19 protein-coding genes and 1 pseudogene are annotated in these 24025 nt (G+C 66.1%); 16 read left to right on the forward strand and 4 right to left on the reverse strand.

The annotated features are described in order from the left end of the window. The first annotated feature begins 83 nt into the window (after positions 1-83). Positions 84-4613: a glutamate synthase large subunit gene (gltB, locus tag A6A04_RS09175; protein ID WP_245651143.1), complete on the forward strand. Its 4530-nt coding sequence runs from the start codon at positions 84-86 to the stop codon at positions 4611-4613. 60 nt (positions 4614-4673) lie between these two features. On the opposite strand, the gene A6A04_RS09180 is transcribed toward gltB, so the two are convergent. Further along, positions 4674-5156, reverse strand: a complete 483-nt coding sequence (locus A6A04_RS09180) for an Hsp20/alpha crystallin family protein (protein WP_068492172.1) — start codon at positions 5154-5156, stop codon at positions 4674-4676. A gap of 373 nt (positions 5157-5529) precedes the next feature. Further along, on the reverse strand, positions 5530-7497 hold the full coding sequence (locus A6A04_RS09185; protein ID WP_068492130.1) for a methyl-accepting chemotaxis protein: 1968 nt from the start codon (positions 7495-7497) through the stop codon (positions 5530-5532). Positions 7498-8137: 640 nt separating this feature from the next. Here A6A04_RS09185 and A6A04_RS09190 point away from each other — a divergent pair. The 15 genes from A6A04_RS09190 to A6A04_RS09260 all read left to right on the forward strand — a co-directional run bounded on the left by A6A04_RS09190 (position 8138) and on the right by A6A04_RS09260 (position 22713). Continuing rightward, complete coding sequence (locus A6A04_RS09190; RefSeq protein ID WP_068492133.1) at positions 8138-8668, forward strand: recombinase family protein; 531 nt, start codon at positions 8138-8140, stop codon at positions 8666-8668. Between the two features lie 447 nt (positions 8669-9115). Then, positions 9116-10243: a hydrogenase small subunit gene (locus A6A04_RS09195; RefSeq protein ID WP_068492135.1), complete on the forward strand. Its 1128-nt coding sequence runs from the start codon at positions 9116-9118 to the stop codon at positions 10241-10243. Between the two features lie 6 nt (positions 10244-10249). Continuing rightward, a complete protein-coding gene (gene hybA, locus A6A04_RS09200) occupies positions 10250-11272 on the forward strand; it encodes a hydrogenase 2 operon protein HybA (protein ID WP_068492137.1) in 1023 nt (340 codons plus the stop codon). Beyond that, a complete protein-coding gene (gene hybB / locus A6A04_RS09205) occupies positions 11265-12470 on the forward strand; it encodes a Ni/Fe-hydrogenase cytochrome b subunit (RefSeq protein ID WP_068492139.1) in 1206 nt (401 codons plus the stop codon). Before hybA ends, hybB begins: the two co-directional genes overlap by 8 nt. 13 nt (positions 12471-12483) lie before the next feature. Continuing rightward, positions 12484-14187, forward strand: coding sequence for a nickel-dependent hydrogenase large subunit (locus A6A04_RS09210; RefSeq protein ID WP_068492141.1), 1704 nt, complete (start codon positions 12484-12486; stop codon positions 14185-14187). 84 nt (positions 14188-14271) lie between these two features. Further along, entirely contained in the window at positions 14272-14754 is a 483-nt protein-coding gene (locus tag A6A04_RS09215; RefSeq protein WP_068492143.1) for a HyaD/HybD family hydrogenase maturation endopeptidase, read from the forward strand. Positions 14755-14770: 16 nt separating this feature from the next. Next, entirely contained in the window at positions 14771-15004 is a 234-nt protein-coding gene (locus A6A04_RS09220; protein WP_068492144.1) for a HypC/HybG/HupF family hydrogenase formation chaperone, read from the forward strand. Then, complete coding sequence (locus A6A04_RS09225) at positions 15004-16110, forward strand: nickel-dependent hydrogenase large subunit (protein WP_068492146.1); 1107 nt, start codon at positions 15004-15006, stop codon at positions 16108-16110. The genes A6A04_RS09220 and A6A04_RS09225 overlap by 1 nt, the downstream gene beginning before the upstream one ends. 1 nt (position 16111) lies before the next feature. After that, positions 16112-16447 carry a hydrogenase maturation nickel metallochaperone HypA gene (gene hypA, locus A6A04_RS09230; protein ID WP_245651144.1) on the forward strand — a complete coding sequence of 112 codons (336 nt, stop codon included), beginning with the start codon at positions 16112-16114 and terminating at the stop codon, positions 16445-16447. Then, entirely contained in the window at positions 16447-17286 is an 840-nt protein-coding gene (gene hypB, locus A6A04_RS09235) for a hydrogenase nickel incorporation protein HypB (RefSeq protein WP_068492150.1), read from the forward strand. The genes hypA and hypB overlap by 1 nt, the downstream gene beginning before the upstream one ends. Next, complete coding sequence (locus A6A04_RS09240; RefSeq protein ID WP_245651145.1) at positions 17286-18362, forward strand: Kae1-like domain-containing protein; 1077 nt, start codon at positions 17286-17288, stop codon at positions 18360-18362. The genes hypB and A6A04_RS09240 overlap by 1 nt, the downstream gene beginning before the upstream one ends. Before the next feature lie 110 nt (positions 18363-18472). Then, on the forward strand, positions 18473-18709 hold the full coding sequence (locus A6A04_RS09245; RefSeq protein ID WP_068492152.1) for a HypC/HybG/HupF family hydrogenase formation chaperone: 237 nt from the start codon (positions 18473-18475) through the stop codon (positions 18707-18709). Further along, complete coding sequence (gene hypD, locus A6A04_RS09250; protein WP_068492155.1) at positions 18706-19872, forward strand: hydrogenase formation protein HypD; 1167 nt, start codon at positions 18706-18708, stop codon at positions 19870-19872. Before A6A04_RS09245 ends, hypD begins: the two co-directional genes overlap by 4 nt. Next, entirely contained in the window at positions 19869-20918 is a 1050-nt protein-coding gene (hypE, locus tag A6A04_RS09255) for a hydrogenase expression/formation protein HypE (RefSeq protein WP_068492157.1), read from the forward strand. The genes hypD and hypE overlap by 4 nt, the downstream gene beginning before the upstream one ends. A 160-nt stretch (positions 20919-21078) precedes the next feature. Then, entirely contained in the window at positions 21079-22713 is a 1635-nt protein-coding gene (locus A6A04_RS09260; protein WP_068492176.1) for a hydrogenase maturation protein, read from the forward strand. 6 nt (positions 22714-22719) lie between these two features. Here A6A04_RS09260 and A6A04_RS09265 read toward each other — a convergent pair whose 3' ends face one another. Further along, positions 22720-23712, reverse strand: coding sequence for a hypothetical protein (locus A6A04_RS09265; RefSeq protein WP_068492159.1), 993 nt, complete (start codon positions 23710-23712; stop codon positions 22720-22722). A gap of 93 nt (positions 23713-23805) precedes the next feature. Continuing rightward, positions 23806-24025: pseudogene (locus A6A04_RS22685) on the reverse strand (efflux RND transporter periplasmic adaptor subunit); the annotation flags it as partial.

Genomic DNA, 24025 nt, shown 5'->3' on the forward strand with positions numbered 1-24025 from the left:
CATGGCCGGACTTGATCCGGCCATCCATGGCCCCCCGGATCAAGTCCGGGGGTGACATGAAGAGAAAGTCAAAGGAGAGCACCATGTCCCGGAACCACGGCGAGCAATTCGTTGCCGAGTATCTGGAAAACGCCGCCATTCTGGAAGCCGCGGGCATCGACACCGCGCCGCACGACGCCTGCGGCGTCGGCATGGTCGCCGCCATGGACGGCAAGGCCCGGCGCGACGTGGTGGTGGCGGGCATCGAGGCCCTGAAGGTGCTGTTCCATCGCGGCGCGGTGGATGCCGACGGCAAGACCGGCGACGGCGCGGGCATCCATGTCGAGATTCCCCAGGACTTCTTCAAGGACCACATCCGCCACCAGGGCCACGAGCCCAAGCCCGGCCATCTGGCGGTGGGCCAGGTCTTCCTGCCCAAGACCGATCTGGGGGCGCAGGAGACCTGTCGCTGCATCGTCGAGACCGAGATCCTGAACGCGGGCTATACCATCTATGGCTGGCGGCAGGTGCCGGTGGATGTCACCGTCATCGGCGAGAAGGCCAACGCCACCCGGCCCGAGATCGAGCAGATCATGGTGGCCAACGCGCTCGGCACCCCCGAGGAGAAGTTCGAGGCCGACCTCTACGTCATCCGGCGGCGCATCGAGAAGCGGGTGCTGGCCGAGCATGTCACCGATTTCTACATCTGCTCGCTGTCCTGCCGCTCCATCATCTACAAGGGCATGTTCCTGGCCGAGCAGCTGACCACCTTCTATCCCGACCTGCTGGACGAGCGCTTCGTGTCGCGCTTCGCCATCTATCACCAGCGCTATTCCACCAACACCTTCCCCACCTGGCGCCTGGCCCAGCCTTTCCGCATGCTGGCCCATAACGGCGAGATCAACACCCTGACCGGCAACATCAACTGGATGAAGGCCCACGAGCCCCGCATGGAGCACGAGACCTTCGGCCCGGCCATGGACGCCCTGAAGCCCATCGTCCAGCCCGGCGGCTCGGATTCCGCCGCGCTGGACAACGTGTTCGAGGTGATGTGCCGCGCTGGGCGCCCGGCGCCACTGGTCAAGCAGATGCTGATCCCGGAGAGCTTGGGCTCCAACGCCATGATGCCCGAGGCCCATCGCACCTTCTTCGGCTACTGCAATTCGGTGATCGAGCCCTGGGACGGCCCGGCGGCCATCTGCGCCACCGATGGCACCTGGGTGGTGGCGGGCGTCGACCGCAACGGATTGCGCCCCATGCGCTTCACCATCACCCGGGGCGGCTTGCTGATCCTGGGCTCGGAAACCGGCATGGTGAAGGTGGCCGACTGCGATGTGGTTGAAAAGGGCCGGGTCGGCCCCGGCCAGAGCATCGCCATCGACCTGGATGCCGGGCGGTTCTACCGCGACACCGAGTTGAAGGACGTGCTGTCGGCCCGGCGCAACTATTCCGCCTGGGTCAAGCGCATCACCGAGCTGGACAGCCTGGTCAGGACCGGTGCGCCGGAACCGGCCGTGCTGTCGGGCGAGGAATTGAAGCGCCGCCAGGCCACCTATGGCCTGACCATGGAGGACATGGAGCTGATCCTGCACCCCATGGTGGAGGACGCCAAGGAGGCGGTGGGAAGCATGGGCGACGACACGCCGCTGGCGGTGCTGTCCGAGGGCTATCGCGGCCTGCACCACTTCTTCAAGCAGAACTTCAGCCAGGTCACCAATCCGCCCATCGACAGCTTGCGCGAGTCGCGGGTGATGTCGCTCCGCACCCGCCTGGGCAATCTGGGCAATATCCTCGACGAGGATGAGAGCCAGTGCGACCTGTTGCAGTTGGAAAGCCCGGTGCTGTCCAACGCCGAATTCGCCGCCATGCGCAAATACATGGGTGAGGCGGCGGCCGAGGTGGACTGCACCTTCGACCCCAAGGGCGGCGACAACGCGCTGCGCGATGCCCTGTCGCGAGTGCGGCGCGAGGCGGAAGAGGCGGTGCGCGGTGGCTGCACCCATCTGATCCTCACCGACGAGGCCGCCGGTCCCGACCGCGCCCCCATTCCCATGATCCTGGCGGCGGGCGGCGTCCATTCCCATCTGGTGCGCGAGCATCTGCGCACCTGGACCTCGCTCAATGTCCGTTCGGGCGAATGCCTGGACGTGCACTATTTCGCCGTACTGATCGGCGTCGGCGCCACCACGGTCAACGCCTATCTCGCCCAGGAGGCCATCGCGGATCGCCAGCGGCGCGGGTTGTTCGGCGCCATGGCCCTGGAGGAATGCGTCCGTCGCTACAAGTATGCCCTCGACCAGGGCCTGCTGAAGATCATGGCCAAGATGGGCATCTCCATCGTCAGCTCCTATCGCGGCGGCTATAACTTCGAGGCGGTGGGCCTGTCGCGCACCCTGGTGGCCGAGTTCTTCCCCGGAATGACCAGCCGCATCTCCGGCATCGGCCTGCTGGGCATCCAGAAGAAGACCATCGAGCAGCACGCCATCGGCTTCGGCGGGCCGTCGCCGGTGCTGCCCATCGGCGGCTTCTACCGCTTCCGCCGGGGCTCCGAGGCCCACTCCTTCGACGGCACCCTGATCCATATCCTTCAGATGGCCGTCGCCGAGGATTCCTACGCCCTTTACAAGAAGTATTCCGATGGCATGCGGCGCCTGCCGCCCATCACCATCCGCGACCTGCTGGACCTCAAGCCCCTGGGGGCGCCGGTCAACCTGGACGAGGTGGAAAGCATCACCGAGATCAGGAAGCGCTTCCTGACCCCGGGCATGAGCCTGGGCGCGCTCTCCCCCGAGGCCCACGGCACGCTCAACATCGCCATGAACCGCATCGGCGCCAAGAGCGTGTCGGGCGAGGGCGGCGAGGACCGCGAGCGCTATCGCCCGCGGCCCAACGGCGACAACGCCAATTCGGCGGTCAAGCAGATCGCCTCGGGCCGCTTCGGCGTCACCGCCGAATATCTCAACATGTGCCGCGAGATCGAGATCAAGGTGGCCCAGGGCGCCAAGCCCGGCGAGGGCGGCCAGCTTCCCGGCTTCAAGGTGACGGTGGAAATCGCCAAGCTGCGCCACGCCACCCCTGGCGTCATGCTGATCAGCCCGCCGCCGCACCATGACATCTATTCCATCGAGGACCTGGCCCAGCTGATCTACGACCTGAAGCAGATCAATCCCGAGGCCCGCGTCACGGTGAAGCTGGTGAGCCGGTCCGGCATCGGCACCATCGCGGCGGGCGTGGCCAAGGCCAAGGCCGACACCATCCTGGTCTCCGGCCATGTGGGCGGCACCGGCGCCTCGCCCCAGACCTCCATCAAGTTCGCGGGCCTGCCCTGGGAACTGGGTCTGTCCGAGGCCCATCAGGTGCTGACGCTCAACCGTCTGCGCCACCGGGTGCGGCTGCGCACCGATGGCGGCCTCAAGACCGGCCGCGACATCGTCATCGCCGCCATGCTGGGCGCCGAGGAATTCGGCATCGGCACCAGTTCGCTGGTGGCCATGGGCTGCATCATGGTGCGGCAGTGCCATTCCAACACCTGCCCGGTGGGGGTCTGCACCCAGGACCTTTCCCTGCGCGGCAAGTTCACCGGCAGCCCCGAGAAGGTGGTCAACCTGTTCTCGTTGATCGCCGAGGAAGTGCGCGAAATCCTGGCGGGCCTGGGAGCGCGATCGCTGGCCGAGGTGATCGGCCGCACCGACCTGCTGTCCCAGGTCAGCCGCGGCGCCTCGCATCTGGACGACCTCGACCTCAACCCGCTGCTGGCCCAGGCCGATACCGGCGGCTTCCCGCGTTATTGCATCGAGGAAAAGGGCAACGAGGTCCCCGAGACCCTGGACGCCCGCATGATCATCGACGCCAAGCCCGCCCTGAACGACGGCGAGAAGATGCAGCTGGACTACAATGTCCGCAATGTGGAGCGCGCCATCGGCACCAAGCTCAGCCACAAGATCTTCAAGAAGCACGGCATGACCGGGCTGGCGCCGGGCCATGTCACCGTGCGCCTGCGCGGCTCGGCCGGGCAGAGCCTGGGCGCCTTCGCCGTCCAGGGCCTGACCCTGGAAGTGTTCGGCGATTCCAACGACTATGTGGGCAAGGGCCTGTCGGGCGGTACCATCATCGTGCGCCCGCCGGTGGCGGCCCAGCTCAAGAGCAACGAGAACACCATCATCGGCAACACCTGCCTGTACGGCGCCACCGCCGGGCGCCTATTCGCCGCCGGACAGGCGGGCGAGCGCTTCGCCGTCCGCAATTCCGGCGCGGTGACGGTGATCGAGGGCTGCGGTTCCAACGGCTGTGAATACATGACCGGCGGCACCGTGGTGATCCTGGGTCCGGTGGGGGCCAATTTTGCGGCGGGCATGACCGGCGGCATGGCCTTCGTCTACGACCCCGACGCCAGCTTCCCCAAGCGGGTCAATCCGGAATCGGTGATCTGGCTGCGGCCCGAGACCGAACACTGGCAGGGCGTTCTGAAAGCCCTGGTGCAGGAACATGCCGAGGTCACCCAGTCGGCCTGGGCCGAAGCCATCCTGGCCGATTGGGAACGCGAACTGGCCAAGTTCTGGCAGGTTGCGCCCAAGGAGATGCTGAGCCGCCTGGAACACCCGGTCGGCCGCGACCGCATCGCCGCCGCCGAGTGAGCCGAACACCCCGCCCCGGAGCCGGATTTCCGACCCCGGGGCGGAGGCATGATTATCCGATTAGTTGATCGGGATACGCTTCTCGGTGCGATCGCTTTCCGGCTTCTTCTCGACCGTGACGGTCAGCAGCCCATTCTTGAGGCTGGCCGAGACCTTGTCCGGGTCGATGTCGGAGCCGAGTTGGACGCTACGCTGGAACTGCCCATACCACCTTTCGGTATGGCTGGGGCTCCCGGCCTCGGACTTCTTCTCGCCGCGAACGGTCAACACGCCGTCGCGCAGGGTGACATCCACTTCCTTCTCTTCCATGCCGGGCAATTCGACGGAGACCTTCACCCCGTCGGCCTTGTCCTCCACCTCCATCTTCGGCCAACCGCCGCCCCAGCCGAACCGGCTGGTGGGCAGGTCGGCGCCATGGAAAAAGTCGTCGAACAGCCGGTTCATCTCGCGGTGAAGCGCGAGGAACGGGCTGCCATCGTCCATCGGCCGCTCGGCCGCCAAATTCTTGGAGCGATTCCACGGCATCAGGCTTTTCACGTCCATGATCATCCTCCGTCTTTGATGCGCGGTTCACGGCCCTGTGGGGACCGATGAACCCGCCCGTCATCCCAGGGCGATGGCCCGCCCCGCACATGCTGCCGGTCGCATCGAGGAGGGGTCACTCATGGCGATGGGTGAGCATGGATTCGGAGATTCTGTCCCATAGCCACATCCCCTGCGAGCAACATGGTTACGAGGACTGACGGCCTCGCCGTCGTCTCAAGCCAGCCCGCATGGCGGCGCTGGCACGAAATAAGATGGTGCGGTTCCGAAAGCCGTCAAGCGCCCTCCAGGCCCGACACATCCATGACAACCCATTGAAATGACAGGCCGCCAGGCGGGACGGGCCCAGGCGGGCCCGTCCGCTCTTCATGGGTCAGGCCGCCCTTGACCGCCACTGGTTGAGATTGGCGGCCAGACGGGTCTGGGTCGCCGAATCCAGGGCGAACTGGAGGTGGGTCTTGCCCGCCACCACCGCCACCACCCGGGCGCGGACGGCGTCCATGCCGCCCAGCGATACCTGGACCGTCGACCCCGAGGGCAGCCCCAGATCACCATCGAGACAGGCGCCGCCTTCCGAGATGTCCTCGGTGGCGATCTCGCGGCCATTGGCCTTGGCCGCCACATGCGCCGCGAAACGCTCGAAGCGGCGGCGATTGCCGGTCTGCTTCAGGGCGGCCAGGAAATCGGTGACATCCGAGGTCAGTTCCTCGGCCCGTTGGGTCAGCTCGTTGGCGGTGCCATGGAGTTGGCGGGCGGATTCGCCGGTGGTGGCGGCACCGTCGCTGACCTGGGTGATGGTCTCGGTGACATTGCGGGTGCCGCTGGCGGCCTCGTGGACGTTGCGGGCGATTTCCCGGGTGGCGGCGCTTTGCTGCTCCACCGCCGCCGCGATGGCCGAGGCGGTATGGTCGATGTCGGAGATGGTGGCACCGATGGAGCGAACGGCTTCCACCGTCTCGGCGGTGACCGTCTGCACCGCCTGGATATGAATGCCGATCTCGTCGGTGGCCTTGGCGGTCTGGTTGGCCAGGGTCTTGACCTCGTTGGCCACCACGGCGAAGCCCTTGCCGGCTTCGCCCGCCCGTGCCGCCTCGATGGTGGCGTTGAGCGCCAGCAGATTGGTCTGGGACGCGATATCGTTGATCAGGTTGACCACCTCACCGATGCGTCCGGCCGCCTGGGTCAGGCCATGGACGATGGAGTCGATGCGCCGCACGTCATCGGCCGCGGCCCTGGCGATCCGGCTGGACCGGGCCACCTGATTGGCGATCTCGACCTCGGCCGCCGCCATTTCCTCGGCCGCGGAGGCCACGGTTTCCACATTGGCCGAGGCCTGATGGGCCGCTGCCGCCACCGCCGCCGCCTGGCTGCTGGTATCCACCGCCACATCCGACAGCGCCCCGGCCGCCGAACGCAATTGGTGAGTGGACGAGGTCACCGATTGCAGCACCCCTTCCACGCTCTGATTGAAGTCCTGGGTCAGGCGGTCGATGGCCTGCTGGCGGCGGTCCCGCGCCTCCTGATCGGCGGCGCGCTCGGCCTCCAGACGACGGCGCTCCTCGGCATTGGCCTTGAACACCCCCATGGCCTCGGCCATCTCACCGATCTCGTCACGCGGCCCTTCAGCATCGATATCCACCGTCAGATCGCCCTCGGCCAGCCGCAGCATGGCTTCGGCCTGGGCGTGGACGCGATTGCCGATCCTCATGCCGATCCAGACCGATGCCCCGGTCACCAGCGCCAGGATGGCGAGCGCAATGCCACCGACCTTGAGCATGGCCGCCCGGGTCACCGCCTCCACATCGTCGATATAGACGCCGGTGCCGATCCCCCAGCCCCAGGGGGCATAGGGAATGATCTGGGCCAGCTTGGGCGAATCATAGGAATCGGCGCCGGGACGACGGCCGACATAGTCCACCAGCCCACCGCCATTGCGGCCAACCTCGATAAAGGCGCGGTAGATGAACTTGCCCGCCGAATCCTTCACCTCCAGCATGCTCTTGCCCACTTCCTTGGCCCGGAAGGGATGCATCAGCAAGACGCCGTTCAGATCGTTGACCCACAGGTAGTTGTCGCCGTCGAAGCGCAGCATGCCGATAGCCGCCAGGGCCTGGGCCTTGGCCTCGGTCTCGGTCAGTTCCCCCGCCTTGGCCTTGGCGTGGAAGGACTCCGCTATCTTGGCCCCCGCCTCCACCACACTGTGGATCTGGACGCGCCGCAGTTCCATCTGGTTGGCCCGGACCGTCAGCACGGTGGTAACCGCGAAGGCAAGCAGCCCCAACGCCGCCAGGGCGGGAATGGCAAGCAGCCTGATGCGAAGAGAAACCGTCTTTCGGTTCATTTCTGCCCCCAAAGTTTAACCCAAAATTCTCTCGACATACCGGAAGCATAGGCAATCCGATTGTGATGGAAAGCCCCTTACCGACATCCCTGCCATGCTCGGACATCCGGCCTGGTTCCGAGGGGCGGCCCGGCACCATGGACGGCTTGTTGATATTTCGAATCATTAATGACCGGGATGCCCCCGCCATTCCCGTTGGATATCCGTGCTTATTCATCATGCGAAATAGGGATTCGGGTCGTCACCATCATTATTGGTTGATAAATTATCCACATTCTCCTCCGGGATTTTCGTGCGTATTCATACTGCAATTCATGTGGCCAAGTTGTGGACTTCCTGTGGACAGAATGATTGCCGCCTCGCCCCGTCACCCCGTTCCGGTGGCGACAAATCACCTGGAACGAGAGGGGCGCCATCGTATCGCCTGCGAAACAGCCCCGCATCTTGACGCATACTCCGGTATGGGGCCATGCGTATCCATACTGCATAATTTGAACGCCAGGATCGACGTGCCTTGCCCCAGGGTTCCAGACGATGGCAGAGCCGCCACCAGCGATGCAAAACCATCCTGCATTTTTGATGGACAGGCCCCAGGCTTTGCGGCATTCCCTAGGTTGCGGCAAAGTGGAGGGCCGCCCCGATGATCGTCGGCTATTTCAGACAGATCGACGAACCAGAGGCTGGATCGGCCACCACCATTCTGCGGGCCGAGCGCTGCCTGCGCATCGAGTCCGATCCTCCCACCCGCCGTGACGCCCGCTCCAGCCTGATCGACTCCCTGAGCAACGGTGATGTGCTGGTGACCCCCTCCATTCTTCACCTTGCCGGGTTCACCGCCGAACTGCTGCGGGTAGCCCAGAGCATCCATGCGCGGGGCGCCACCCTGCGGCTGGTGGCGGAGCGGATCGACACCGCCGTGCCGGCGGCGCGCAATGTCCTGGCGGCCCTGGCGGAGTTCGAGCGACGCCAGATGGAGACCAAGCGCGCCATTGGCCTGGCCGAGGCCGAGGCCCGGGGCGCCCGCCCGGGACGGCCACGCAAGATCGACGCCTCCCTGCTGCGTTCCATCCAGGACGAGATCGCCAATGGCGGCACCTATGGCGCGGTGGCCCGCAGGCTTGGCGTGCACCCCACCACCGTGATGCGGCTGCTGGGGCGGGCCGGGGAGTAATCCCGCTCGGCCTGACACCTGACTCGTCGTGTCATCCCGAGCGAAAGCGAGGGATCTCCCCCCCCCCGGATCACGGCGCCGATTCTGAACGGTCATGCCCGGACAAGATCCCTCCGCCCCAGGTCGTCGGGATGACAGATCACATCAAAGCTCGGGTCAAATCAAAGCTCGGGCGGCGTAACTGCGGGGCCGAACCGAACCGGCCCGCGAGCGGTAAGTTACTTACCATGTGCGGATATTTTATTTTCACATTATCCACCATCGCCGACGCCGCCCGGGCGGCCCTCAGCCTTGCGCCTGCTGCAATGGTGGCATTCCGCCAACCCCGACGACCTACCCGACGGGGCTGGCACGGCCTTTGCGGTGACGGCAGCGCACAACGAGATCACGAGGTCGGGACACCTCCCGGCCTCTTCCAGCCCGACGCGCCAGACAAGGTGGGGGACAATGTACGACGACACCCAAATTTCCCGCGAGATCGCCAACCGGTTCGACCTGGACCGCCGCGACTTCCTGAAATTCTGCGCCGCCATGGCCGCGACCATGGGTCTGCCCAAGGGGGCCGAGGCCCAGATCGCCCAGGCCATCACCGTCAAGGAGCGCCCCAGCGTCATCTGGCTGCACTTCCAGGAATGCACCGGCTGTACCGAGTCCATGCTCCGCGCCGAACACCCCACCATCGAGAAGCTGATCATGGAGATCATCTCGCTGGACTACCACGAGACCCTGTTCGCCGCCGCCGGCCATCAGGTGGAAGCGGCACGCGAAGCCGCCATGAAGAAGAACTGGGGCAAGTATGTCCTGGTGGTGGAAGGCGCCATTCCGGTCAAGGACGGTGGCGTCTACTGCAAGGTGGGCGGCAAGACCGCCATGCAGCTGACCAAGGAATGCGCGGAAGGAGCCGCCGCCGTCATCGCCATCGGCTCCTGCGCCTCGTGGGGCGGCATGCCGTCGACCCCGCCCAACCCCACCGGGGCGACCGGCGTGGGCGAGTTCCTGGGCAAGCCGGTGGTCACCATCCCCGGCTGTCCGCCCAATCCCTATAACTTCCTGTCCACCGTGGTCCACTTCCTGACCTTCGGCGCCCTGCCCGCCGTGGACGACAAGGGGCGGCCGAAATTCGCCTATTCCCGCCTGATCCACGAGAACTGCGAGCGGCGCGCCCATTTCGACGCCGGCCGCTTCGCCCTGGAATTCGGCGACGAGGGCCACCGCAAGGGCTATTGCCTCTACAAGCTGGGCTGCAAGGGTCCCGAGACCTACGCCAATTGCCCGGCCATCCTGTTCAACGACGTGGGTTCGGGCTCGTGGCCGGTGGGCACCGGCCATCCCTGCATCGGCTGCACCGAGAAGCATATCGGCTTCGAGAAGCCGATCCACGCCCTGGCCAATCTGGAAAACCAGCGTCCGCCCGCGGGCTATCCCCGCGTGGTCGAGGAACAGGGCGCGGGTGCCTCCATCGGGGCGTTGGCCACGGTCGCCGCCGTGGGTGGCCTTGCCATCGGCGCCGGCGCCAAGCTGGTGGGCAATCTGGGCAAGAGCGAATCCGACCAGGACTCCGGCAAGCAGGGGTAAGCCGCCATGAGCATCACCAGACGCAATTTCCTGCGCGCGGCGGCGAGCGGTACGGCGGCGGCGGCGGCTTGCGCCGCGCTGACCCCCGGCCCGGCCGAAGCGCGCGAGAACCATAAGGTCCCCGACAAGGCCATCGGCCTGCTCTACGACTCGACGCTGTGCATCGGCTGCAAGGCCTGCATGTCGGGCTGCAAGGAAGCCAACAACCTGCCGCTGGAAGACACGATCGGCGAGAAGCTGTGGGATACGCCGCTGGAGCTGTCGGGCAAGACCTATACCGTCATCAAGATCTACCAGCACGGCACCATGGCCAACAAGGACAAGGCCGAGAACGGCTTTGCCCATCTCAAGCGCCAGTGCCTGCACTGCGTCGATCCGTCCTGCGTTTCCGCCTGCCCGGTCTCGGCCATGCAGAAGCGGGCCGAGGATGGCGTCGTCACCTACAACAAGGACGCCTGCATCGGCTGCCGCTACTGCGTCGCCGCCTGCCCCTTCGGCGTGCCCCAGTTCCAGTACGACACGCCCAAGCCGGAAATCGCCAAGTGCCAGCTGTGCAAGCACCGCCTGGCCGAGGGCAAGATCCCGGCCTGCGCCCAGCAATGCCCCACCGGCGCCACCCTGTTCGGCTCCTATCCGGCGCTTTCCGAGGAAATCGAGCGTCGCCGGGCGCTGAAGCCGGGCGAGCCCGCCCTGTTCCCGCGCCGCACCGTCGATTCCGGCGATACCCACGAGCGGGCCGCGCCGGAATACGTGGACTATGTCTACGGCCAGAAGGACGCGGGCGGCACCCAGGTGCGCTATCTGTCGGGGGTTCCCTTCGACAAGCTGGCGCTGCCCATGGGCCTGCCGGACCGGTCCTATGCCGCGGATTCAGAGACCTTGCAGCACACCTTGTATGGTGGGCTGATCCTGCCGGGCGTCGCCCTGGCCGGTCTGGTCGCCGCCGCCTGGAAGGGGTCGAAGGACCACCACGACGACGATGATTTCGACATGTTCGATCATCCCGAGGGGGGGAAGCATCATGGTTAATCATCCCATCCCCAGCGAGGTGGCGAACCGCCTCCGCAAGCCCAAGGCCGGGCATGCCGCCATCGGCGGCAGCCTGATCAGCCCCTTCACCCTGGTGCTCGGCGCCCTGGTGGTGGTGGCCATGTACTTCCTGGGCCAGCGCTTCATGTACGGCCTGGGGGCCGTCACCAACATCAACAACGGCTATCCCTGGGGCGTCTGGGTGGTGTGGGACGTGGTCATCGCCACCGGCTTCGCCTGCGGCGGCTATGCCATGGCCCTGGTCACCTACATCCTCAATCGCGGCGAATACCATCACCTGGTGCGCCCGGCGCTGACCGCCTCGCTGTTCGGCTATTCCCTGGGCGGTGCCTCGGTGCTGATCGATCTGGGCCGCTACTGGAACTTCTGGCACATCCTGTGGCCGGGCTATGCCCAGCCCGGTTCGGTGATGTTCGAGGTCGCCGCCTGCATCAGCCTCTACATCCTGGTGCTGTGGATCGAGTTCTCGCCCGCCTTCCTCGAGCATTTCGGCTTCAAGCAGTTGAAGGCCAAGCTGAGCAAGGTCATGTTCGTGTTCATCGGCCTGGGCGTGCTGCTGCCCACCATGCACCAAAGCTCGCTGGGCTCGCTGCTGGTGGTCTACGGCTATCAGATCCACCCGCTGTGGCAGACGCCGCTGCTGCCGCTGCTGTTCCTGCTGACCGCCGTCTGCATGGGCTTCGCTGTGGTGATCCTGGAGGCCACCCTGGCCGCCGTCGGCTTCAAGCGCGACATCAACGCCGAACTGCCCATGCTGTCGAAAATCGGTAAGATCATCATGGGCACCGTGGCCGCCTATCTGGTGATCCGCCTGGGCGATCTGGTGGTGCGCGGCGCCATCTTCCAGGTGTTCACCTCGGGCGTGAAAAGCGTGATGTTCCTGATCGAGATGGCGGTGTTCGTCTATCCCGTGGTTGTGCTGTCCTCGCCCGCCAACCGCCGCAAGCTGTCCAAGCTGCTGGCCGCCGCCCTGTCCATGCTGACCGGCGCGGTGCTGTATCGCATCGACGCCTTCCTGGTGGCCTACGACACCGGCCCCGGCTGGCACTACTTCCCCAGCGCTCCCGAGATGCTGGTCACCATCGGGGTGATCGCCATCGAAGTGCTGGCCTATATCGTTTTCGTCCGGAAATTCCCCATTCTACCCGGCCATTCGTCCACCGCGGCCGCCGAGTAAGGAGACCTGAGCAGTGTCCAAGAGAATCACCATCGATCCCATCACTCGGATTGAAGGCCATCTGCGCATCGACGTCGAGGTCGACGGCGGCAAGGTCACCAAGGCCTGGTCCTCGGGCCAGATGTGGCGCGGCGTCGAACTGATCCTGCTGGGTCGCGACCCCCGCGATGCCTGGGCCATCACCCAGCGCATCTGTGGCGTGTGCACCACCGTGCACGCCATCACCTCGGTCCGTGCGGTGGAAAACGCGCTGAACCTGGAAATCCCGGTCAACGCCCAGTTCATCCGCAACATGATCATCTCGGCCCACGCCATCCATGATCACATCGTCCACTTCTACCACCTGTCCGCCCTGGACTGGGTCGACGTGGTCAGCGCGCTGAAGGCCGATCCGCTCAAGACCGCCCAACTGGCCGAAAGCCTGTCGGACTGGCCCTTGAACAACAAGCACGTCATGACCCAGACCCTGGAGAAGCTGAAGAGCTTCGTCGGCACCGGCCAGCTGGGTCCGTTCACCAACGGCTATTGGGGCCATCCGGCCATGAAGCTGTCGCCGGAAGTGAACCTGCTGGCGGTGGCCCACTACCTTCAGGCCCTGGATGCCCAGCGTCACGCCAACAAGATCGTGACCCTGCTGGGCTCCAAGAGCCCGCACATCCAGAACGTGGCTGTGGGTGGCGTGTCCAACCCCATCGCCACCGACAGCCAGTCGGTGCTGACCATCGAGCGCCTGCTGAAGCTGAAGATGCACATGGACGCGCTCGGCGACTTCATCCGCAAGGTCTATCTGGTGGATATCGCCGCAATCGGCGCCTTCTACGCCGATTGGACCAAGTACGGCGCGGGCATCACCAACTACCTGTCCTGCCCCGACTTCCCCATGGACTCCAAAGGCACCCAGTTCCTGGTTCCCGGCGGCCATATCCCCAACGGCGACATGGCCAAGTTCAAGCCCATCACCGCCTTCGGCGACGCTTACTTGCGCGACGGCGTCGAGGAGTCGGTGAAGCACTCCTGGTACAACTACTCCAAGCCCGGTCCGCTGCACCCCTATAAGGGCGAGACCGTGCCCAACTACACCGACTTCCAGGACGACGGGAAGTATTCCTGGCTGAAGGCCCCCACCTTCTACGGCGAGCGCGCCCAGGTGGGTCCGCTGGCCAGCGTCCTGGCCGGTGTCGCCTCGGGCCACCAGCCCACCATCAACTACGCCACCAAGGTGCTGGACACCGCCTCGTCGCTGCTGGGCTCCAAGATCCCGCTGGCCGCCCTGCACTCCACCATCGGCCGCCATGCCGCCCGCGCCGTCCGCGCCGGCGTCATGCAGGAAGTGATGGTGCAGAACTGGCAGGCCCTGATCGACAACATCGCCAAGGGCGACACCAAGAGCTTCAACAAGCCGGTCTTCCCCAAGGGCGAGATCATGGGCTACGGCTTCCACGAGGCGCCGCGCGGCCTGTTGTCCCATTGGACGGTGATCAAGGACGGCAAGATCGCCAACTACCAGTGCGTGGTGCCCTCCACCTGGAATGCCGGTCCGCGCGACGAGAACGACAAGATCGGCCCCTACGAGGCCTCGCTGATGGACAATCCCATCGCCGATGCCGAACTGCCGCTGGAGGTGCTGCGCACCGTCCACTCCTTCGACCCCTGCCTGGCCTGCGCCGTGCACGTGGTCGAGGACAACAAGGAAGTCGTTCAGGTCAAGGCCCTGTAGTATAAGCCGCCTACCCCTCTCCCGCTCGCGGGAGAGGGTGGCGAACACAGTGAGCCGGGTGAGGGCTCGAAATCGAGGCTATTTATGCGCGTGGTCATTCTTGGGGTCGGCAACATCCTGCTCACCGATGAAGGCGTGGGCGTCCACGCGGTCAACGAACTGACGGCCCGCTACGACCTTCCCGACGAGGTCGAGGTCATCGACGGCGGCACCTCGGGCATGGACTGCCTGGATCAGGTTTCCGACGCCGACTGGCTGGTGATCGCCGATTCCATGCGCGCCAAGAAGGAACCCGGCACCATCACCCGCCTGACCGGCGACGAGATTCCCGCCTTCTTCAAGACCAAGATTTCGCCCCATCAGGTCGGCATTTCCGACATGCTGGGCACGCTTAATTTCCATGGCCTGATGCCCCGCAATATCGTGTTGCTGGGGGTCGAGCCCAAGAGCTTCGCCACCGCCATGGAACTGTCGCCGGATATCGCCGCCGTGCTGCCAAAGGTAGTGGACATGCTGGTGGCCGAACTGGTGGCCATCGGCGTCCCCCCCAAGCCCAAGGCGGCGTGAGGGAGGCACCTGAGTCATGTGCATGGCCGTGCCGTCCCGCATCATCGCCATCGACAACGGTGTCGCCACGGTCGAGGCCTTCGGCGCCACGCGGACCACCAGCCTGATGCTGTTGGACGAAGAGGTGGCGGTGGGCGATTTCGTCATCCTGGGTGCCGGGGGCAATTTCGCCTCCGAGAAGGTATCGGCCGAGCAGGCCGCGGAATCCCTGGCCTATCTGGCCGAAGTCCTGGACAGCGGCCTGGCTTGATGCTGCCTGTCGATACGGGGCTGTCCGTCACCTTGTCGCCGCGAGACGGCCGCATCGCCGATGTGGACATCCGTTCGGGGCGGCTGGTCCAGGCATCGCGCCTGCTGGTGGGCAAGCCGCCCGCCCAGGTCGGTACCATCCTGCCCTCGCTCTACAGCCTGTGCGGCACCGCCCAGGGATTGGCCGGAGCCGAGGCCATGGAACAGGCCCTGGGCCTTGGCCTGGCCCCGGCCCAACGGACGGCCCGCCGCTTCCTGCTGCTGGTGGAGACCATAACCGAACACGCCGCCGCTATCCTGCGCGATTGGGCATTGCTGCTGGGCGGCCCGCCTGATGCAGCGGCGGTCAAACCGCTGCGCCCGCTGCTGGCGACCGCCCGCCGCGCCCTGTATCCGCAGGGTGACTGGGCCAGGGTAGGGGGGGGAGGGCTGCTGCCTGACGTCGAGGCCCTGGCGGGTCTGATGCGGGGGTTGTCACAGGCGAGCGAACGCGGCCGCATCGCCGCCACGCCACTGCTGGACCGGGTCGAAGCCAAGGGGCTGGGCGGATTTGGTGTCGCCCCCTTCCGGCCCATGCCCGAAAACGGTCCGGCCGATCTGGCGGAAAGACTGGCCAAGGATGAGGACGGCGCCTATGTCGCATGCCCCGATTACCGGGGCGAGTCCCTGGAAACCGGGCCGCTGGCGCGCCGCCGCGACCATGCCTTGATCGCCGGATTGATGGCCCGCCACGGCGCCGGACTGATGCCCCGGTTCATGGCCCGTCTGCTGGACATGGCAGCGGCATTGCGGGAAGCGGAGGAATTGGTGCAGGATTTGACCGAGGCGCCCTCTGGTACCGAGCCCCCACTCACGGACGGTGTCGGGCTAAGCCGGATCGAGGCGGCGCGCGGCCTGCTGGTCCACCGGGTCGAAATGGAGAAAGGCGTGGTGCGTCGCTATCAGATCCTGGCTCCCACCGAATGGAACTTCCATCCCAAGGGGGCCTTCGCCAAAGGTCTGACCGGCGTGGCCGCCGGTTCCGATCCTGTGTTCCTCGCCCGACTGCTGGCGGCGGCATTGGACCCCTGTGTCACCTGCGACATCACGGTGGCCGGACATGCATGAGATGAGTCTGACCGAGGGCGTGGTGCGCATCCTGGAGGAACAGGCCGCCAGCCACGGCTTCACCAAGGTCAAGACGGTGTGGCTGGAAATCGGCGAGTTGTCCACCGTGGTGCCCGAAAGCATGGAATTCTGCTTTGGCGCCGTGGCCCGGGGCAACCCCCTGACCGCCGAGACCCGGTTGGAGATCATCCGAATTCCCGGCACCGCCTGGTGCATGGACTGTTCGAAGACGGTGGCGGTAACCTCGCGCATTGATCTGTGCCCCGATTGCGGCGGCGCCAAGCTGGCCGTCACCGGGGGCGAGGAGATGCGGATCAAGGAATTGGAGGTGGAGTGATGTGCACGGTTTGCGGCTGCGGCGACGCCAAGCTGGACGGCCACCAGCATTCCCATGATCACGGCCACTCCCACGATCACGACCATGACCACGGCCATGGTCACATCCATTACGGCCAAGGCATCGCCGGGGTGCATGTGCCGGGTCTGTCCCAGGCGCGCATCGTCCAGATCGAGCAGGACATCCTGGGCCATAACAACGACTTCGCCGGGCGCAACCGGGCCTGGCTGGAGGCCCACGGGGTCTTCGCCCTCAATCTGGTGTCCAGCCCCGGCTCGGGCAAGACCACGCTGCTGTGCCGCACCGCCCAGGCCTTGAAGGACAAGTTCCCGCTGGCGGTGATCGAGGGCGACCAGCAGACCAGCTTCGACGCCGACCGCATCCGCGCCACCGGCATCCCCGCTCTTCAGGTCAATACCGGCAAGGGCTGCCACCTGGACGCCCATATGGTGGAATCGGCCATCGCCAAGCTGGCCATCGCCGAGGATTCGGTGCTGTTCATCGAGAATGTGGGCAATCTGGTCTGCCCCGCCGCCTTCGACCTGGGCGAGGCCTACAAGGTCGCCATCCTGTCGGTGACCGAGGGCGAGGACAAGCCGCTGAAATACCCCGACATGTTCCACGCCGCATCCATGATGATCCTGAACAAGACCGACCTGTTGCCCCATACCGATTTCGACGTCGAGCGCTGCATCGCCTTCGCCCGCCGCGTCAATCCCGACATCGTGGTACTGCAACTCTCGGCCCGGACCGGCGAGGGCTTCGACGAGTGGCTGGCCTGGATCGCCGAGGGGCGGCGGCGCATGGCGGCGCACCGCAAGGCACAGTCGGGACGCTGATGACCGCCATCGCCGCCACCATCGCCCTGCCCCGCGCCGTCCCCGGCGTGCTGGCGGTGGGCGCTTTCCTGAAGAACACAATCTGCGTCACCAAGGGCGATCGGGCCTATCTGTCGCCGGTCCATGGCGACCTCGGCACCCCCGAGGCCATTGCCGGTTTCGAGGCTTCGGTGGAGGCCCTGGTGGCCGAGACCGGCGCGTCACCGCTCCGCGTCGCCCATGACCTGCATCCCGATTTTCATTCCACCCGCTTCGCCCAGGGCCTCGACCTGCCCCTGGTGCCGGTGCAGCACCACCATGCCCATGCGGCGGCGGTGGCGGCCGAGCACGGCCATGACGGGCCGGTGATCGCCCTGTCCCTGGACGGTTTCGGCCTGGGACCGGGCAACCAGTCCTGGGGCGGCGAGTTGCTGCTGGTGGACGGCGCCGAATTCCGCCGAATCGGCCATCTGGCCTTGCTACCCCAGCCCGGCGGCGACGTGGCGGCGCGCGAGCCCTGGCGCATGGCGGCGGGCGTACTGCAGCGCCTGGGGCGCGGCGACGAGATCGCCCGGCGCTTCCGCGACTTCCCCGCCGCCGCCATGCTGAACCGCGTGCTGCACAAGCGGCTGAACTGTCCCGAGACCTCCAGCGCCGGGCGACTGTTCGACGCCGCCTGCGGCCTGCTGGGCATCCACCCGGTGGCCGAGTTCGAGGGCCAGGCCCCCATGGCCCTGGAAGCCATGGTCACCGAGCCGGTGGCGGTGGCCTCGGGCTGGCTGCTGCAAGACGGAATTCTTGACCTGATGCCGCTGCTGGCGCTGTTGTCGACTTGCACCGACCCGGGAAAAGGAGCCAACCTGTTCCACGGCACCCTGATCGACGCCCTGACCCATTGGGCGGCGGAAGCGGCCCAGGCGGTGGGGGTTCCCACCGTGACCCTGGGCGGCGGCTGCTTCCTCAACCGGGTGCTGCGCAAGGGCGTGGTGGAAGGACTGACCCGCTACGGGCTGCACCCGCTGACCGCCTCGGCGGTTTCGCCCGGCGATGCGGGGCTCAGCCTGGGCCAGGCCTGGATCGCGGCGTTGAGTGAGTGACTGCCCTTGCCCGTCATGCCCGGACTTGATCCGGGCATCCATGGACCCCCGGGTCAAGCCCGGGGGTGACGAAACAGGGACCCGATGACATTGAGGAATGGACCCCGATCATGTGCCTCGCCTTGCCCGCCCTGGTCACCGAATTGCTGCCCGACGACAACGCCAAGGTCAATCTGGGCGGCATCGCCAAGACCGTGTCGCTGGCCCTGGTCAGCGACGTCAAGGTGGGTGACTACGTCATCGTCCATGTGGGCTATGCCCTGTCGGTGATCGACCCAGAGGAAGCGGCCCAGACCCTGGCGCTGTTTCAGGAAATGGGGGAATTGGCGGCGGAGCCCCAGGCGTGAAGTATATCGACGAATTCCGCGACGGGGAGGTGGCACGGGCCATCGCCGCCTCCATCAAGGCCGAGGTCGACGCGGGCGCCTCCTACCACATCATGGAATTCTGTGGCGGCCACACCCATGCCATCTCGCGCTATGGGCTGGAAGACCTGCTGCCCGCCAATGTGCGCATGATCCACGGCCCCGGCTGCCCGGTCTGCGTCCTGCCCATCGGCCGCATCGACGCCGCGATCTGGCTGGCCCGCCAGCCTGGGGTCATCTTGTGCACCTATGGCGACATGCTGCGCGTGCCCGGCTCCAAGCGGGTGTCGCTGCTGAAGGCCAAGGCCGAGGGCTGCGACATCCGCATGGTCTATTCCACCATGGATGCCCTGAAGCTGGCCACCACCCATCCCGACCAGCAGGTGGTGTTCTTCGCCATCGGCTTCGAGACCACCACGCCGCCCACCGCCGTGGCCATTAAACAGGCCCAGGCGCTGGGCCTGACCAACTTCTCAGTGTTCTGCAACCATGTGCTGACGCCGTCGGCCATCACCCAGATTCTCGACAGCCCGGAAGTGCGCGAGTTGGGCACCGTCAAGCTGGACGCCTTCATCGGCCCGGCCCATGTCTCCACCATCATCGGCTCGCGGCCCTACGAATATTTCGCCGAGGAATACCAGCGCCCGGTGGTGATCGCCGGATTCGAGCCGCTGGACGTGATGCAGGCGGTGCGCATGCTGGTGCGCCAGATCAATGACGGCCGCTTCGAGGTGGAAAACGAGTTCTCGCGCGCCGTCACCCGCGACGGCAACGAGAAGGCCAAGTCGCTGGTGGCCGAGATGTTCGAACTGCGCCGGGTGTTCGAATGGCGGGGCCTGGGGATGGTGCCCTATTCCGCCCTGCGCCTGAAGGAGCCCTATGCCGCCTGGGACGCGGAACGGCGCTGGGATGTCCCCCAGGACACGCCCGCCGATAACAAGGCCTGCGAATGCGGCGCCATCCTCAGGGGCGTCAAGAAGCCACTGGACTGCAAGCTGTTCGGCACCGTCTGCACCCCGGAGAACCCCATGGGCTCGTGCATGGTTTCGGCTGAGGGCGCCTGCGCCGCCTACTGGACCTATGGCCGCTTCCGCGACGCCGCCCCCGGCGACGCCGAAGGCCCCGAGCCGGAGAGTGATGAATGACCCTGCCCCGCCGCGCCCATCCCCGCCCGCTGGACATCGCCCATGGCCGTGTCGACCTGACCCATGGCGGCGGCGGCCGCGCCATGGCCCAACTGGTCGAGGAGCTGTTCATCAAAGCCTTCGACAATCCGGCCCTGAACCAGCGCAATGATCAGGCCGCCTTCGACGTTCCGGCGGGCCGCATGGTCATGACCACCGACGGCTATGTCATCAGCCCGCTGTTCTTTCCCGGCGGCGATATCGGTAGCCTTGCCGTGCACGGCACCGTCAACGACGTGGCCATGGCGGGCGCGGTGCCGCTGTCGCTGTCGGCGGGGTTCATCATCGAGGAAGGTTTTCCCCTCGCCGACCTGAAGCGCATCGTCGACTCCATGGCCAGGGCCAGCCGGGAAGCGGGCGTGCCGGTGGTCACCGGCGACACCAAGGTGGTGGAAAAGGGCAAGGGTGACGGCATCTTCATCACCACCGCCGGCATCGGCATGGTGCCGCCCGGCGTCGAGATTTCCGGCGACAAGGCGCAAGCGGGCGACGCCATCCTGATCTCCGGCACCATGGGCGACCACGGCGTGGCGGTGATGAGCCAGCGGGAGTCGCTGGGCTTCGAGACCGATATCCTGTCGGATTCGGCGGCGCTGCACACCATGGTAGCCGAAATGATCAAGACCTCGCCCGGCATCCATGTGCTGCGCGATCCCACAAGAGGCGGTCTGGCCGCCACCTTGAACGAGATCGCCACCCAGTCGGGGATCGGCATGCTGATCGAGGAAAACCTTGTCCCGGTGCGGCCCGAGGTGCGCGGCGCCTGCGAGCTGCTGGGCCTCGACCCGCTTTATGTCGCCAATGAGGGCAAGCTGATCTGCATCTGCGCCGAAGCCGATGCCGAGGTGGTGCTGGCGGTGATGCGTGCCCATCCCCTGGGCGAAAATGCCGCCCGTATCGGCACCTGCCGCGCCGATTCCCACCACTTCGTCCAGATGAAGACCGGCATGGGCGGCATGCGGGTGGTGGACTGGCTGGCGGGCGAACAGTTGCCGAGGATCTGCTGATGTCGCCGTCACCATGCCCCCTCCCCAACCCTCCCCCGGCCAAGCCGGGGGAGGGAGTCGTTAAGAAGGCCCTCCCCCGCGCGAAATCGGGGAAGAGTCCCTCCCCCATCCCCCTCCCCCGCGCGAAGCGTGGGGGAGGGTCGGGGTGGGGGCCTTCACCATGAAAATCCTCCTCCTCGCCCATTCCTTTAATTCGCTGACCCAGCGGCTGTGGGTGGAACTATCCGAGCGCGGCCACGACGTCACCTGCGAGTTCGACGTCAACGATTCCGTCACCATCCAGGCGGTGGAACTGGCCCGGCCCGACCTGATCATCGCCCCCTTCCTCAAGCGCGCCATTCCCGAGACGGTCTGGAAGAACCACCTCTGCCTGGTGGTGCATCCGGGACCCGAGGGCGATGCCGGTCCCGCCGCCCTGGACTGGGCCATCCTGGAGGGCAAGGAGACTTGGGGCGTCACCGTGTTGCAGGCCGAAGCCGAGATGGATGCCGGACCGGTCTGGGCGACGCGGAGCTTCCCCCTGCGCCCCGCTAGCAAGTCCAGCCTCTATCGCAACGAGGTCGCCGACGCGGCGGTTTCGGCCGTTCTGGAAGCCATCGGCAATTTGGCGACCGGACCCAAGGGCCGCCCCAAGGCCGTCACCTGGAAACCGGCCATGAAACAGGCCGACCGCGCCATCGACTGGGCGGTGGACGACACCGCCACGGTGCTGCGCAATATCCGCTCGGCCGATGGCACGCCCGGCGTGCTCGACCGCATCCAGGGGCGCGAGGTCTATCTTCATGACGCCCACGCCGCCGAGGGATTGAGCGGCGAGCCCGGCACCTTGCTGGCGCGGCGCGGCGGCGCGGTGGCGCGGGCCACCCGTGACGGCGCGGTGTGGATCGGGCACTTACGCGCCCGCGAGCCCCATGCCCTGAAGCTGCCCACCGCCCGGGTGGTCGACACTTCCGGCCTGGCCGAGGCGCCGGGCACTCACGACATCTGGTATGACGAGCGCCACGGGGTCGGCTTCCTGCATTTCCCCTTCGTCAACGGCGCCATGAGCACCGAGCAGTGCCAGCGCCTGACCGAGGCCTTCGCGGCGGCGGCCACGCGCCCCACCAAGGTCATCTGCCTGATGGGCGGCCCCGATTTCTGGTCCAACGGCATCCATCTCGGCACTATCGAGGCAGCCGCCAGCCCGGCCGAAGAATCCTGGCGCAACATCAACGCCATGAACGACCTGTGCCGGGCGATCGTCACCTGCACCAGCCATCTGACCATCGCCGCCATGCAAGGCAATGCCGGAGCGGGCGGGGTGTTCATGGCACTCGCTGCCGATCTGGTGCTGGCCCGCGATGGCGTGGTGCTGAACCCCCATTACAAGGGCATGGGCAATCTGTTCGGCTCGGAATACTGGACCTATCTGCTGCCCCGGCGCTGCGGCGAGGATAAGGCGCGCCAGGTGGTGGAGGCCCGCCTGCCCATGGGCACCAATGAGGCGGAACGCCTGGGGCTGATCGACTCCCATTTCGGCGCCAGCGTGGCGGAATTCCGTTCCCTGGTGGAGGCCATGGCCGAAGCCCACGCCGCCGATCCGACCCTGGAGGAACGGCTGCTGGCCAAGCGCCTCGCCCGCGCCGCCGACGAGGCCGCCAAGCCGCTGGACGCCTACCGCGCCGAGGAACTGGAGCATATGAAGCTGAATTTCTACGGCTTCGATCCCAGCTACCACGTGGCGCGCTATAACTTCATCCACAAAGTGCCCAAGAGCCGCACTCCGCTCTATCTGGCGCGGCACCGCCGGAAATAGGCGAAATCAGCGCTTCTTGCGCTTGGCGGCCGCCGGGCGGTCCAGTGCCGCCAGGGTGCGCTCGATCACTGGCCCGCACAGGGCGCGAACATCCATCTCGGTACGGAACCGAGCCGAGTTCTCCGCAGCCAGCTCGCCCCAATTCCCCTCGGTGATGATCGAGCGGCAGACCTCGGGCAAATCCTCCACCGACGCATTGACCATGAACGGCCGATAGGGATTGTCGAAGGGAATCTCCTCGGACACCACCAGGGTGCCGCGCGACAGCATGTCGACGATGCGCAGGCAGGACGCAAAGCGGGGATCGACTTTGCCCTTGCTGTCCTCGGCGGAATGGAAGGTAAGATTGAGGCCGATGCAGGCCCTGTCCTGCAGCGAGGTGGTCAGGCTGGACGACTGCCAGCCCATGGGAAAGCCGTGACCCACCGCCACCACCTTGACCCCGGCGGCGATGATGGAGTGCAGGGTGCGGCCCCGATGCGGCGTCAGCTTGCCGAAGAAGACGGCGGGCAAGTCCCGGGGCGAGCGCCGCGCCTCCAACACACCCTCGCTGCCGACATAGCCCAGGGGAAAGAACTCGGTCACCGCCGCCCGATTGCGATATTCCTTTGCGGTACGCTCCAGCAAGCACCACAGGAAGTCCACTTCCTGCGCCACCGCATTGAACCCGGCGACGCGGTCGGGGATGTAACTGGGATCGGGATGGGTGATGCCGAATCGGCCATAGGGAATGGCGCCGCCGATCATCAATTCCGTGGCGATGACACCGATCTTGACCCCGTGCTGGCGGCGCAGGGCACGGAAGCGTTCGGCAAACCCCGCCCCCTTGGGGAAGTGCTCAAGATAGAGATTGATGGCATCGGGATAGACCTGATCGTGCACCACGCTGACTTCGTGGCCGCATAGGGACAAGGTACGGCGCAGATGATCCAGCACCGGTGCCAGCGACTCGATGGTCTCCATATCATGGTGGTTATGGGTCAGAATATTGAACCACATGGCGGCCCCTTGGCGATCGACTGTCTGCGGCTATGCCGCGCCGATGCAAGATACCCTCATCCACTGCCTTGCGAAAGCGACCTCGGATCCCCCTCAGCCCGGCGGAGAGAGCAGCACCTTCCCGCTCATACCGGCGAAGAGTTCGGGGAAATGGCCGCCGATGGCGCCGGTCACCTTGACCGACTGGCTGATGGGGTCGATGCGGGCGCCAATTCGGACCATCTTGACCGGATAGATCTTGCCGGTCTCGTCGATGGCCACCTGGAAGGCGTGGCCGGGCTTCAACCAGACCAGCCATTTGCTCGGCACCACG

The organism is Paramagnetospirillum marisnigri, assembly GCF_001650715.1.
GTDB classification, from domain to species: Bacteria; Pseudomonadota; Alphaproteobacteria; order Rhodospirillales; family Magnetospirillaceae; genus Phaeospirillum; species Phaeospirillum marisnigri.

What these genes read in the sequence shown, in the direction of transcription:
- A6A04_RS09190 (WP_068492133.1), top strand. Translation starts at nt 8,138, where the DNA reads ATGATCGTCGGCTATTTCAGACAGATCGACGAACCAGAGGCTGGATCG.
- hypB (WP_068492150.1), top strand. Translation starts at nt 16,447, where the DNA reads ATGTGCACGGTTTGCGGCTGCGGCGACGCCAAGCTGGACGGCCACCAG.
- A6A04_RS09225 (WP_068492146.1), top strand. Translation starts at nt 15,004, where the DNA reads ATGCTGCCTGTCGATACGGGGCTGTCCGTCACCTTGTCGCCGCGAGAC.
- A6A04_RS09240 (WP_245651145.1), top strand. Translation starts at nt 17,286, where the DNA reads ATGACCGCCATCGCCGCCACCATCGCCCTGCCCCGCGCCGTCCCCGGC.
- gltB (WP_245651143.1), top strand. Translation starts at nt 84, where the DNA reads ATGTCCCGGAACCACGGCGAGCAATTCGTTGCCGAGTATCTGGAAAAC.
- hypA (WP_245651144.1), top strand. Translation starts at nt 16,112, where the DNA reads ATGAGTCTGACCGAGGGCGTGGTGCGCATCCTGGAGGAACAGGCCGCC.
- hybB (WP_068492139.1), top strand. Translation starts at nt 11,265, where the DNA reads ATGGTTAATCATCCCATCCCCAGCGAGGTGGCGAACCGCCTCCGCAAG.
- A6A04_RS09195 (WP_068492135.1), top strand. Translation starts at nt 9,116, where the DNA reads ATGTACGACGACACCCAAATTTCCCGCGAGATCGCCAACCGGTTCGAC.
- A6A04_RS09260 (WP_068492176.1), top strand. Translation starts at nt 21,079, where the DNA reads ATGAAAATCCTCCTCCTCGCCCATTCCTTTAATTCGCTGACCCAGCGG.
- A6A04_RS09180 (WP_068492172.1), bottom strand. Translation starts at nt 5,156, where the DNA reads ATGGACGTGAAAAGCCTGATGCCGTGGAATCGCTCCAAGAATTTGGCG.
- A6A04_RS09265 (WP_068492159.1), bottom strand. Translation starts at nt 23,712, where the DNA reads ATGTGGTTCAATATTCTGACCCATAACCACCATGATATGGAGACCATC.
- A6A04_RS09220 (WP_068492144.1), top strand. Translation starts at nt 14,771, where the DNA reads ATGTGCATGGCCGTGCCGTCCCGCATCATCGCCATCGACAACGGTGTC.
- A6A04_RS09245 (WP_068492152.1), top strand. Translation starts at nt 18,473, where the DNA reads ATGTGCCTCGCCTTGCCCGCCCTGGTCACCGAATTGCTGCCCGACGAC.
- A6A04_RS09185 (WP_068492130.1), bottom strand. Translation starts at nt 7,497, where the DNA reads ATGAACCGAAAGACGGTTTCTCTTCGCATCAGGCTGCTTGCCATTCCC.
- hypE (WP_068492157.1), top strand. Translation starts at nt 19,869, where the DNA reads ATGACCCTGCCCCGCCGCGCCCATCCCCGCCCGCTGGACATCGCCCAT.
- A6A04_RS09215 (WP_068492143.1), top strand. Translation starts at nt 14,272, where the DNA reads ATGCGCGTGGTCATTCTTGGGGTCGGCAACATCCTGCTCACCGATGAA.
- hybA (WP_068492137.1), top strand. Translation starts at nt 10,250, where the DNA reads ATGAGCATCACCAGACGCAATTTCCTGCGCGCGGCGGCGAGCGGTACG.